This is a genomic window from Brucella grignonensis, from assembly GCF_002252505.1.
Classification (GTDB): Bacteria; Pseudomonadota; Alphaproteobacteria; order Rhizobiales; family Rhizobiaceae; genus Brucella; species Brucella grignonensis.
On record NZ_NNRL01000148.1, the window covers coordinates 98,436 to 110,978 of the forward strand.

Sequence of the window (12,543 nt, forward strand, 5' to 3'; positions counted from 1 at the left end):
CGTCCTTACCAGGCGGGTTGGTTATCGAGCCACGAGAGCGGCGCTCGTTCGATCTCAGCCAGCACTTCGACCAGCCTGTCGGCGGCAAAGTCGATAGTTTTGCGGCCTTTCTCAGCGGTGGCGAGCGTCGCGTCGCCCGCCGCACCATAAGGATTGATGTCCTGTATCTGCCAGGCGGGCTTTGCGCCACCACTCAGCGAAAGATGCTTGTATTCGCTTGCAAATGTTTCCGTAAGGGTTCGGAAATCCTGCGCTTTCGACATGTCGACCAGATCCGGGTGCAGTTCCAGCATCACCGATGTTTCCATGTCGCCGGCATGAATGCCGTGCTTGAGATCGTGTTCGCTATAGATGCCTTCAGGCATGCCGAGCGCAAACCAGTTAACACTCACCACCATCATGTTGTGTTTGATACGCAGCTCGCGTGCGACGATATCCATCACGCTGATCTGGCCGCCATGGCTGTTGAGCAGCACCATCTTGCGCACGCCGCTTGCGGCTACACAATCGCCAATTTCGCACCACATGCGGATGATTGTTTCAGCAGAGAAAGTCAGTGTGCCGGGATAGCGGCTATGCTCATTGCTCTTGCCAATGGCCTGCGTGGGGAGAAACAGCGCATGGCTTTCATCAGGCAGGCGCGCGATCGTTTCCTTCACCATGCCGTCCACGATCGCCGTGTCGACAGCGACCGGCAGATGTGGTCCGTGCTGTTCGATTGCGCCAACAGGCAGAACTGCCACGATTTTATCGCGGTTCAGACGGGAGAATGCCTCGCTCGTATATTCTGACCAATATCGTTTCAAGTGGAGGCTCCTGGCTGGCTGCTGGGGGTAGGCTGCGTGCTGAAGCAAAGAACTTACTAAACAATCTGACCGATCGGTCAAACTAAATGTTTAAAAAAATAGGGAGGCGTGCAATTAAGGTGTGAATCCGTGACGAATTCGCCACGCGACAGCCGCCACATGATTATGATGCGCGGGAATTTTCCGGAGGTCCTATGGACAACAGATGCATTATTATTGGTGCGGGCCATGCTGGTTCGCAGGCTGCAGTCAGCCTGAGGCAGGAAGGCTATGCAGGCGAAATCGTGCTTATCAACGATGAACTGGATATTCCCTATCACAAGCCGCCTTTATCCAAATCCTATCTAAAAGCTCCTGAAAGCGGTGTTCTGGTGCTTCGCCCGGAAAACACCTATCGCGATAATAACATCGAGATGCTTTTCGGCCGTCGCGTGGATAGTGTTTCGATGGCTGCCAAGACCGTCACTCTTGACGATGGAAACATTCTTACCTGGTCGGAACTGGTATTCGCCACAGGTGCACGCGCGCGGATTCCCGATGTTCCGGGCGTCGATCTTGACGGAGTCGTCACGCTCCGCCGTCTGGATGATGCGCGCCGCATTGCCGATATGATGCCGCGTGTTGAAAACGTGGTGATTATCGGCGGTGGCTTTATCGGCCTTGAAATGGCACATAGCGCTATAGCACTTGGTAAGAAGACTGTGTTGATTGAGGCGGCTCCACGTGTCCTTGGGCGTTCAGTTGCAACGCATATTTCTGCCCATGTCGAGGCACGCAGCCGCGCTGCCGATATTACGCTTTTAACCGGACTCGGCGTCACCTCCATTGAAGGTGAAAATGGGCGTGTGACGGGCGTGGCGGCGACAGATGGCACAGTCTTTGCTGCGGATATGGTTGTGCTGGGCACCGGTGCTGTTCCAAACGTTGAGCTGGCAACGCAAGCCGGACTTGCTATCGATAATGGCATTGTAGTCGATGAATATATGCGCACCTCACGCGAGCATGTTTATGCGATAGGCGATTGTGTCAGCTATGATCATTTCCATGCTGGACGCCGCGTGCGTCTGGAATCGGTGCAGAACGCAACCGATCAGGCCAAGCATGTTGCGCGTTCAATTGTGGGGCGTGGCACGCCATTTCGCGATGTTGCGTGGTTCTGGTCTGATCAGGGCGATATGAAATTGCAGACGGCTGGACTGTCCTTTGATGCCGACCGTCATATTCTGTCAGGCAATCTTGAAGATAATGCTTTCTCGGTATTCCATTTCGCTGGCGATAAACTGATTGCGGTCGACTCTGTCAATCGTCCGGCGGATCACATGATTGCGCGGCGGCTTCTGGCGGCGAGCATCAGTCCTACCGAGGACGACATCACGGCGGGTGCTGCGCGTCTCAAAGAATTGCTGGCGTCTGCACCAAAAGCTTGAGGACAAAAAATGACTGTTTTGAAACATCTGTTGCCTGCCGACATGGCGGCACCCTTTGCCGCCTATAGCCATGGTGTGAAGGTAAGCACTGGTGCAGAACTGGTTTTCTGCTCCGGCCAACTTGGTATTGCGTCGGATGGAGCTGTTCCGGAAGATGCCGGTGCACAGGCCGAGCTTTGTTTTGAGAATATCCGACGCATCTTGCGCGATGGCGGCATGGAACTGTCCGACGTCGTGCGCATCAATGCCTATGTGACGGATCGCGCCTATATGCGTGCCTATATGGATGTGCGTGACCGGCTGTTTCCACAGCCTGCACCGGCCTCGACGCTGATGATTGTTTCCGGTTTTACACGGGAAGAATTCAAGGTCGAAATCGAGGCTGTTGCAGCGCGCTGACACGATACCGCATCACAACAATGCGTATCGCCTTTGCCTGAAAGGAATGGTAGGGTTGTCCGACATCCTCCACTCCCTTCAGGCTCATTCATGTCTCAGTTAAAGTCCTCCGCTGCGCTGCGGGAAACATCGCCGCGTGCATCCGCAAGGCTGGCAGAACTTGCACTCGCCATCGGCGGCTTCGGTATTGGTACCGGAGAGTTCGCGATCATGGCGCTTTTGCCCGATATCGCACGCGATTTAAATGTGACTATTCCGAGTGCCGGACATCTTATCAGCTCTTATGCTTTGGGCGTATTGATTGGCGCGCCTGTGTTGGCCGTTCTTGGTGCAAAACTTGATCGCCGTAAGTTGCTGTTTTTGCTGATGGGGCTTTTTGCTTTCGGCAATCTCGCCAGTGCATTTATGCATGACTATACTGGTCTTTATATAATGCGTTTTGTTGCGGGCTTTCCACACGGTGCTTATTTCGGCGTAGCCTCGCTGGTTGCGGCATCATTGGCGGAGCCTGGCAAGCGCGCGCAAGCGGTCGGTCGTGTTATGATGGGCCTTACCATTGCAACATTGTGCGGTACGCCATTGGCGACATGGCTGGGACAAGTTGCCGGTTGGCGCGCGATGTTTGCAGCCGTCGGGCTGATTGCCATTCTTACAATGGTGCTGGTCATGATTTATGTGCCGAAGCAACCTGCTGATGAAGGTGCATCTCCATTGCGGGAACTGGGCGCATTTCGCCGCAAACAGGTTTGGCTGACGCTCGGTATCGGCGCTATTGGTACGGGTGGTCTGTTCTCCGTCTTTACCTATATTGCGGCTACTGTGACGGAAGTCTCCCATATCGATGTAAAGTGGATGCCGGTTGTGTTTGCCACATTCGGTCTTGGCATGGTGCTCGGAAACATCGTCGGCTCAAAACTGACCGACCGTTCTGTTATGGGAACGGTGGGAATGGTGCTGCTCTACGATATGGCTGTCATGCTGGTCTTTCCGTTTCTGATGCAACATCCAGCCACGGCATTTTTAAATATCCTGCTTGTTGGCGGTGGGTTTGCGCTTGTTCCAGCTCTTCAGACACGCTTGATGGATGTGGCCGCTGACGCACAGACACTGGCGGCAGCACTCAATCATTCCGCACTCAATCTCGCCAATGCAATTGGCGCATGGCTTGGCGGGTTAGCGGTTGCGTGGGGCTTTGGCTGGACATCGACGGGAACCGTCGGTGCATTCCTGGCTGTTGCAGGCCTTGCCGTGTTTGCATTGTCGATTGTATTGGATCGCGCAGGGCGGGAAAAGGCTGCACTAGCAGCGTAATTAAGCGCGTAAAAAACGACACCCGTCGCAGGGGAGGCGACGGGTGTCGTTTTAGGGTAAGACCGGCTTGGGAGGAGGAGTTCCGGTCTTTATAATCACCGAGGGTAAATGGGAGGAGGAGAAAACACCCCGGCGATATCTGGAAAACTGTGAGGACCGCACGGTTTGCGGGCGCGGTCCCAAAAAGGCTTTTATATGAAGCCTTGTATCTGGCACTTGCCTTCCGAACTAAACGTAGCTTGTTCTAAAACCGCTTTACGCTTTTCGGAGTTCGCTATTAGCGGGCAGCAGCCTTGCGTGCGACGAACGGAATTTCCGAAGGCATGATGCCGAGGTCGTTCAGTTCACGTGGGCTCAGGCGGCTCAGTTCGTTTACAGTGTTACGGTAACGGCGCCAGTTGTTGTACGAGCGGATCAGGTTCATTTCTCTCACCTAGTGAAAAAATCAAATCTCTTTGTTGCCAACAGCATATAGGTGGGTTGCTCTGAAAGTTGCAGAGACAGATTTGCATAGCTGCTGTGCAATTTAGCCTGTCGATTGCACGTCTTTTGCGCAGCTTGGTCATTATGTGATCACAATTGTCGATCCACATGGGCAAATCACCATATTTGCGGAATTTCACGGCGCCAATCTTTAATAATTCATTAATAAATGGTTGGGCCTGCTATAATCAGCATTTCGAACAGAGAGTTCCGTTTCTCAGCGAGAAGAAGCAAAGATTTTGTCGCAAAAGTTCGGGAATTTGTCGGCTGAAGACAATAATCCACATGACACCCAAATCGTATTGCTTTAAAGGGTGACATGTCGTGTGCAGGCGTGTGACTCTTAGACAATCACATTCTTGTACTGTCTGTCTGCGGGAGAGCGCTTTTAAAGCCGCCGAAGGGGAAATCGCCCGAAATCTCTCAGGTACAAGGAACCGCAGACGGGTAAGGCAACTCTGGAAAGTCGGAGGAAACTCCGCGCCGAAGGTGTAAGTATGGCTTTCTATATAGCCATGCGAGTCTCTCAGGCTTGAGACAGAGGGGCACGAAGCAACCGCATTTCGCGGAGGCACACGTGCGACTCTGGAGTTGTTATGGGCGATACCGCACATTTGAATACCCTGCCTTTGCAGGATCTGCATGAAGAAGCTGGCGCGCGCTTTGGCGGTTTTGCTGGCTGGAACATGCCGATCACTTATCCGCTCGGCGTGATGAAGGAGCATCTTCATACGCGTGAGCACGTCGGCCTTTTCGATATTTCGCATATGAAGCTGATAGAAGTTTCGGGCGCAGATGCAATTGCTCTTCTGAGCGAGACCTGTCCGCTTGATCCGTCGGTTCTGAAAACCGGCCAGTCGAAATACACTTTCTTTCTCAATGACCAAGGCGGTGTTCTTGATGATTTGATCGTCACGCGCCTTGGTGAAGATCGTTTCATGGTCGTTGCCAATGCGGGCAACGCCGATGCCGATATTGAGCATCTCAATGAAGCGGCATCCGGTAAAGACGTAAGCGTCAATCCTCTGGATCGCGTTTTTCTAGCTGTCCAAGGCCCAGAAGCCGAAAGCGTCATTAATGATGCAGGTCTTAAAGGTGCAGAACTTGCTTTCATGAGCGGGTTTGAACCCAAGGCTGGCTGGTTCATGACCCGTTCGGGCTATACCGGCGAAGATGGTTTTGAAATTGGCTTGCCTACGGATGAGGCGCGCGCGCTTGCAACCAAGCTTCTGGCCGACGAACGCGTCGAATGGATCGGTCTTGCTGCTCGCGATAGCCTGCGCCTTGAAGCCGGTCTTTGCCTGCATGGTCAGGACATTACGCCGGAAACCGATCCGGTCTCTGCTGGTCTCACATGGGCAATCACCAAGTCAGTGCGTGAAAAGGCTGCCTTCAATGGTGCCAAAGCCGTTCTGGACGCGATTGCCAAGGGTGCAACCGCCAAGCGCGTTGGCCTCAAGCCGGAAGGCCGCCAGCCGGTCCGTGGCGGCGCAGAACTTTTCGACGAATCCGGTTTTCAGATCGGCACCGTCACATCGGGCGGCTTCGGCCCATCCGCAGGTTTCCCGGTTGCCATGGGTTATGTAGAGGCAAGCCTCGCAGTCCCAGGCACTCGCATTTTCGCAGACGTCCGCGGTAACAAGGTTCCCGTTGATGTTCATGCACTTCCCTTCACACCGCATCGCTATCGCAAAGGATGATTTCCATGGCCAATATCCTGTTCACCGAAGATCATGAGTGGATCAGCGTCGAAGGTGGCGTTGCCACTGTCGGCATCACGATCCACGCACAGGAACAGCTGGGCGACCTCGTATTCGTAGATCTGCCGGAAGTCGGTCGCACCGTTTCCAAGGGCGAAGGCATTGTCGTTGTTGAATCGGTCAAGGCCGCGTCCGACGTTTATGCTCCGGTCGATGGCGAAGTGGTTGAAGTTAATGACGCCGTTTCGAGCGATCCGGCTCTCATCAATCAGGCTGCAGAAGGCGAAGGCTGGCTGTTCAAGCTCAAGCTTTCCGATGAAGGCCAGCTCACCGGCCTGCTCGACAAGGCTGGTTACGACAAACTCGTAGGATAAAGAAATGACGCAACAGGTTCTTCCCTTTGTTGCCCGTCATATCGGGCCAAGACTGGAAGACGAGCGCGCAATGCTTGCAGCGCTCGGCCTTCCTTCCATGGAAACTCTTATCACCCAGGCGGTTCCAGCATCCATTCGTTTGAATCGCGCGCTCGATTTGCCAGCCGCTTTGAGCGAACATGCAGCGCTTGCGGAGCTCAATGAAATCATGGCCCGCAATGTGGTGAAGAAGAGCTTCATCGGCGCGGGCTATCATGGTGTGGAAACGCCACCCGTCATTCAGCGCAACCTGTTTGAAAATCCAGCCTGGTACACGGCTTACACGCCTTACCAGTCGGAAATCAGCCAGGGCCGTCTGGAGCTTCTGTTCCACTTCCAAACGCTCGTTGCCGAGCTTTCCGGTCTGCCGGTTGCCTGTGCATCGCTGCTGGATGAAGCAACTGCCGTTGCTGAAGCTGTGGGCGTTGCTGTTCGTCATCACCGCGATAAGCGCTCGCGCATTCTGCTTGCAGGCGATCTGCATCCGCAGAGCGTGGATGTGATCAACACTCGCGCAGAGCCGCTTGGCTGGCAGGTTGAAGCGGGAAGTGCTGTTGACGACAACACCGCTGCCGTCATCGTGCCATGGCCGGATACGCGCGGCGTTTATGGTGACTTCACCGCTGTCATCGCCGATGCAAAGGCCAAGGGCGCTCTGGTGATCGCTGTTGCTGATCCGCTGGCGCTGACCATTCTGGAAGCACCTGCCAAGTGGGGCGCTGATATGGCTGTCGGCTCCATGCAACGCTATGGCGTTCCAATGGGCTTTGGTGGTCCACATGCTGCATATCTCGCAGTATCCGAGCCTCTGACGCGCATCATTCCGGGCCGTATCGTTGGCCAGTCGGTCGATGCACATGGCCGTGCCGCCTACCGTCTGGCTCTTCAGACGCGTGAGCAGCATATCCGCCGCGACAAGGCGACATCCAATATCTGCACCGCGCAGGCACTGCTTGCCAATATGGCTGCATCCTTTGCCATCTGGCATGGCCCGGCAGGCCTTCAAGCTATTGCAACGCGTGTTGCCGGTCTTGCATCTCGCTTCGCAACGGGCCTCAAGGCTGCTGGCGTCGAAATCGCGGGCGATAGCCTGTTCGACACAGTGAGCATCAAGGTTTCCGGCAAGGCGCAGGCCATTGCAGATGAAGCCGATAAGGGCGGTCGTCTGCTCCGCATCATTGATGCGGATACAGTTGGCGTTACCTTTGACGAAACCTCGACGGAAGACGATCTTGCAGCACTTGCCGTTCTGTTTGGTGCAAAGCCAGTCGGAAACGACGATCTGCTGGTTCCGGGCAAAGGACGTGGTGAAGGCTTCCTGACACAGGACGTGTTCCATTCTCACCGTTCGGAAACCGAGATGATGCGCTTCCTGCGTCGTCTGGCGGACAAGGACTTGGCGCTTGATCGTGCGATGATCCCGCTTGGCTCCTGCACGATGAAGCTCAATGCGGCAGCAGAAATGATGCCGGTGAGCTGGAACACGGTTGCCAATCTGCATCCGTTTGCGCCTGCCGCACAGACGACTGGCTATGCCAAGATGACCTCGGACGTCGAAGCATGGCTTTGCGAAGTCACCGGCTTTGCAGGTGTATCGTTGCAGCCAAATGCTGGTAGTCAGGGCGAATATGCGGGTCTTCTCGCAATCCGTCACTATCACCAGTCACGCGGCGAAGGTCATCGCAACATCTGCCTTATTCCATCCTCTGCACATGGCACCAATCCTGCCAGCGCATCGATGGCAGGCATGAGCGTTGTCGTGGTCAATTGCCGTCCCGATGGCGATATCGACATCGATGATCTGAAAGCCAAGGCTGAGAAGCATCGCGATAATCTTGCGGCGTTCATGATCACCTATCCGTCGACCTATGGCGTTTTTGAGGAAGGCATCAAGGCTTTCTGCGAGATCGTCCATGATAATGGCGGTCAGGTCTATTTCGATGGCGCGAACCTCAATGCGCTCGTTGGTCTTGCTCGTCCTTGCGATATTGGTGCTGACGTTTGCCACATGAACCTGCACAAGACCTTCTGCATTCCACATGGCGGCGGCGGTCCGGGTGTTGGTCCGATTGGTGTGGCCAAGCATCTGGTGCCATATCTGCCGGGTCATGTTGATCTCGGTTCCAAGCACGCTGTTTCGGCAGCACCGTTCGGCAGTGCATCCATTCTGGTCATTACGTGGATGTATATCCGCATGATGGGCGGCGCGGGTCTCAAGAAGGCAACCGAGGCTGCAATCCTCAACGCCAACTATATCGCGCATCGTCTGAAGGACGCTTATTCGATCCTTTACACCGGCGCACATGATCGTGTGGCGCATGAGTGCATCGTGGATACGCGTGTTCTCAAGGATAGCGCAGGCATCACCGTAGAAGATGTGGCCAAGCGCCTCATCGACTATGGCTTCCATGCGCCGACCATGTCATGGCCGGTTGCCGGAACGCTGATGATTGAGCCAACCGAGTCTGAGCCTAAGTCGGAAATCGACCGTCTTTGCGATGCGATGATTGCCATTGCAGGCGAAGCATCGAGGGTTGCCGATGGCGTCTGGCCTGCGGATGACAATCCACTTGCCAATGCGCCGCACACGGCAGGCGATACGCTGGCAACAGAATGGACACATCCTTACACGCGTGAGGAAGCAGTGTTTCCTGGAATCGCGTTGAGCGGTGATTTTGACATGACGGCGAAATATTGGCCGCCGGTCAGCCGCGTCGACAATGTAGGTGGTGACAGAAACCTTATCTGTTCTTGCCCGCCGGTTGCATCTTACGGCTGATACAGCTCATCGGTCGTATTTTAACGCTTTGTAAAGCGACAGGTCGGAGCGGTACTCTATCGCTCCGACAGAAATAAAATTACCACGTCCAAATGCCGATTTGTTTGTCGGCGAAAGAATTGGGAATGCCTTTTTACGGCTGGAATGATGTTGAGAACCGTGTTCTCTGACAGTCATTTCCAACGAGAAATATGCATTGTTTTTGAAGGCGCTGCGGTAACGCGGCGCTTTTTGCTTTCGTTCTAACTTATTGAAATTCAGGCAAAAAAAGAGCCGGACTAAAAAGTCCGGCTAAGTTATGAAGGTGCCATAAAGGCAAACCTCCAGAGGGGAACACTTACCGCGCGCAATGGGAGGAGGCGCAAGCGGTAAGCACTTGTCATATGGACCGGTTGCAACCATTCTTCAACCCCTGAAATACGAAATTTTTGACCATTTCGGAAAATTCTGAAACTTTTCGGAATTTTGACTGTTTCAGGAAGCTTATTGGTCAATGTTTGTGTCCGTCCGAGCTTTCAGAGTGCTCCAAATCGAAACAATCTCTTGTTGCAATGCCGAGACGGTTGCGACTCGAAAATCGGATCCCAAATTTTTGGGATGTATTCGCGCTGGCTGATGGCTAGGATGCTGGCGGGAAAATACTGGCATCGCTGCGAATGGGAGAGTTCATGGATTTGCGGCTGCTTCTGCTTATGGTTATCGCCGGGATAGGTTTCGGCGTTCTGGCAATTCATTTTCTGGGTGGGGGAATAAAGCGCAGCATTCTTTCTGACGACGAAACGGTCAAAGAGCGCTTTTTTGTCGACTACCCGGAAATCGAGATTGGTGAGATTTGTTATACGAATGATCGTCGTACGGCATTTTTCCCGTTGAGTGAGGCCGAAACGGGGATAGTTCATAGCATTGGGGATCGGTTTCTCACGCGTTGCGTGGCTTCGTCAGATATTCTTGCTCTTGAGGAGAAGGGCGATACCGAACTCATGTTGCGCATGCAGGATTTTACCTGGCCCAAGGCGAGACTTGTTTTCAGCAATGCTGCAGATCGGAAGAGAGTGATAAACTGGCTTTCAGGCTCAAATGGGGAGAGGAGCCAACATGGATAGCAATCCGGTATTCTTCGATGTGACGCGCGTTGCAATTCCGCTTTATGTGCTGGGAATTTTGATTGAACTGGTTGCAATCCGCTACTGGCAACGCAAAGGCGAATTTGAAACACGTGACGCTCTGACGAGCCTGCTGATGGGCGCGGGGAATGTCGCGGCCGGTCTGCTGCTCGGTTTCGTTTCTGTCGTCGCGCTATTGTGGGTATGGCAGTTCAGGTTTTTCGATCTGGGGCTGCATTGGTGGGTTTTTGTGACTGCCTTCATCTTCGATGACCTGCGTTACTACTGGTATCACCGGATTGCGCATCGCGTTCGCTGGGTTTGGGCGGAGCATGTCAATCATCACTCCAGCCAGCACTATAATCTCACCACAGCTTTGCGTCAGTCGTGGACCGGACAGATGACGGGCATGTTCGTGTTGCAAATCCCATTGGTTTTGCTTGGGTTTCATCCGGCGGTGATTGCCTTCGTTTATGGCTTCAATCTGATTTATCAGTTCTGGATTCATACCGAAGCTATCAATAAACTACCGCGACCGATTGAATATATTTTCAATACGCCATCGCATCATCGTGTACATCATGCCACGAATCCGCGCTACCTTGATGCCAATTATGCGGGCACCCTCATCATATGGGATCGGATGTTCGGCACGTTTGTCGAAGAATTACCGGAAGACATGCCGCGCTATGGTATTGTGAAGAACGTTGGCACATTTAATCCCGTGCGCGTGGCCTTCCATGAATGGTTCGGCATGTTGAAAGATGTTTTCTCGCCGGGTCTGTCCTTGCGTCAGCGCCTTCTATATATGATCGCGCCGCCCGGCTGGAGTCATGATGGAAGCCGTAAAACATCCGAAGATTTGAAGGCAGATTATGTAAGGCTCAATCCTTCTGAAGCTGGTAAACCCGGACTTCCGGAAAAGTATACCGGATGAGAATATACGGCCTGCGATAGCATATTGGTGATGTCCTTTTATCGTTGTGGTTTATGAGAACGGTCGCCAACCGCTTGTTTTTGTGAACTTCTTGAAGATGTATTTCATTGATTTTAAACGTGGCAGTAATTGATTATCGTCACATAAAGAGTTTTCTAAGCGCATGAAATAATTAGAATAATTCTAAAACATTCCTATCGTTGTCAACTTCATTTTGCTTGCAGCGGCAGCCGTGTGGCTATAGAAAGATGACTAAATTAGGAAGGCTTGCGCCGATTATGAAGAGAGTCAATCAAGGGGCGGATTGATGATCTCCGTCTTTTGGATGAAATTGAATGCTCGTACCATTTCTTATAATGTTTCGCGAAGGCGTGGAAGCTGCGCTGATTGTTGGTATCATTGCGAGCTATCTTCATCAGACTGGACGCAGTGCCTGGATGCCCGTTATTTGGATCGGCATTCTGCTGGCGTTGGCCATGTCGCTCGCAGTCGGCGCTATCCTGCAATTGTTGAGCGCCGAATTTCCTCAAAAAGCGCAGGAACTGTTTGAGGCGATCATCGGTCTCATTGCTGTCTTCGTGTTGACTTCCATGGTTTTCTGGATGCGTAAGGCCGCGCGTTCCATCAAGGCCGAGCTTCATCATTCAATCGATTCGGCTTTTGAAACGCCCACGCACAAAGGCTTGGGACTTATCCTGATGGTGTTCTTTGCCGTGTCGCGTGAAGGGCTTGAGTCGGTCTTCTTCCTGCTCGCCGCTTTTCAGCAGAGCGAGGGTGCTGCAGCTCCGCTCGGTGCTTTGCTTGGTGTGGTTCTGGCGGCGGCCGTCGGCTACGGTATCTATCGTGGCGGTTTGAAACTCAATTTGCGTCGTTTCTTCCGTTGGACAGGTGTTTTCATTCTGATCATCGCTGCGGGCATTCTCGCGAATTCTGTCATGGCATTGCATGAAGCCGGTATCTGGAACCATTTCCAGACGGTCGTCTTCGATACCAGTGAAATTCTGCCGCTCGATAGCACGCTTGGCTCGGTTCTAGCTGGTATCTTCGGCTATATCGCCACGCCAACGATTAGCGAAGTTGTCGCCTATCTGGGTTTTCTGGTGCCTGCACTCATTCTTTTCCTGATGCCGCCATCTGCGCCTGCTCAGAGCGCTCAGGTAAAGCACACCGTTTAATCAAAGAGAT

At 53.3% G+C, this 12,543-nt stretch carries 11 protein-coding genes and 1 riboswitch; of the genes, 9 read left to right on the top strand and 2 right to left on the bottom strand.

The features are described 5' to 3' along the window. Positions 1 to 5: 5 nt before the first annotated feature. Positions 6 to 806 (bottom strand): creatininase family protein, encoded by an 801-nt coding sequence (locus CEV33_RS03580; protein ID WP_094539087.1) that lies wholly within the window; start codon positions 804 to 806, stop codon positions 6 to 8. Between the two features lie 194 nt (positions 807 to 1,000). On the opposite strand from CEV33_RS03580, the gene CEV33_RS03585 reads away from it, so the two are divergent. From CEV33_RS03585 to CEV33_RS03595, 3 genes are all read left to right on the top strand, one after another. Further along, positions 1,001 to 2,233, top strand: a complete 1,233-nt coding sequence (locus CEV33_RS03585) for an NAD(P)/FAD-dependent oxidoreductase (RefSeq protein WP_094539088.1) — start codon at positions 1,001 to 1,003, stop codon at positions 2,231 to 2,233. A gap of 9 nt (positions 2,234 to 2,242) precedes the next feature. Continuing rightward, positions 2,243 to 2,632, top strand: a complete 390-nt coding sequence (locus CEV33_RS03590) for a RidA family protein (RefSeq protein ID WP_094539089.1) — start codon at positions 2,243 to 2,245, stop codon at positions 2,630 to 2,632. Positions 2,633 to 2,722: 90 nt separating this feature from the next. Next, a complete protein-coding gene (locus CEV33_RS03595) occupies positions 2,723 to 3,943 on the top strand; it encodes an MFS transporter (RefSeq protein ID WP_094539090.1) in 1,221 nt (406 codons plus the stop codon). Positions 3,944 to 4,220: 277 nt separating this feature from the next. Here the strand turns inward: CEV33_RS03595 and CEV33_RS03600 are convergent, their stop codons facing one another. Further along, positions 4,221 to 4,367: a DUF1127 domain-containing protein gene (locus CEV33_RS03600; RefSeq protein WP_084486680.1), complete on the bottom strand. Its 147-nt coding sequence runs from the start codon at positions 4,365 to 4,367 to the stop codon at positions 4,221 to 4,223. A 424-nt stretch (positions 4,368 to 4,791) separates the two neighbouring features. Further along, positions 4,792 to 4,876, top strand: a riboswitch (glycine riboswitch). Between the two features lie 146 nt (positions 4,877 to 5,022). Between CEV33_RS03600 and gcvT the strand changes: the two genes are divergently transcribed. The 6 genes from gcvT to efeU all read left to right on the top strand — a co-directional run bounded on the left by gcvT (position 5,023) and on the right by efeU (position 12,533). Beyond that, complete coding sequence (gene gcvT / locus CEV33_RS03605; protein ID WP_094539091.1) at positions 5,023 to 6,126, top strand: glycine cleavage system aminomethyltransferase GcvT; 1,104 nt, start codon at positions 5,023 to 5,025, stop codon at positions 6,124 to 6,126. Positions 6,127 to 6,131: 5 nt separating this feature from the next. Next, on the top strand, positions 6,132 to 6,500 hold the full coding sequence (gene gcvH, locus CEV33_RS03610) for a glycine cleavage system protein GcvH (protein ID WP_024896352.1): 369 nt from the start codon (positions 6,132 to 6,134) through the stop codon (positions 6,498 to 6,500). Positions 6,501 to 6,504: 4 nt separating this feature from the next. Further along, complete coding sequence (gene gcvP, locus CEV33_RS03615; RefSeq protein ID WP_094539092.1) at positions 6,505 to 9,318, top strand: aminomethyl-transferring glycine dehydrogenase; 2,814 nt, start codon at positions 6,505 to 6,507, stop codon at positions 9,316 to 9,318. 668 nt (positions 9,319 to 9,986) lie between these two features. Then, entirely contained in the window at positions 9,987 to 10,421 is a 435-nt protein-coding gene (locus CEV33_RS03620) for a hypothetical protein (protein ID WP_094539239.1), read from the top strand. Next, the gene (locus tag CEV33_RS03625) at positions 10,414 to 11,358 is read left to right on the top strand and encodes a sterol desaturase family protein (RefSeq protein ID WP_094539093.1); all 945 of its coding nucleotides are present in this window, start codon (positions 10,414 to 10,416) and stop codon (positions 11,356 to 11,358) included. Before CEV33_RS03620 ends, CEV33_RS03625 begins: the two co-directional genes overlap by 8 nt. Positions 11,359 to 11,693: 335 nt before the next feature. After that, positions 11,694 to 12,533: an iron uptake transporter permease EfeU gene (efeU, locus tag CEV33_RS03630; RefSeq protein ID WP_094539094.1), complete on the top strand. Its 840-nt coding sequence runs from the start codon at positions 11,694 to 11,696 to the stop codon at positions 12,531 to 12,533. Positions 12,534 to 12,543: the final 10 nt, after the last annotated feature.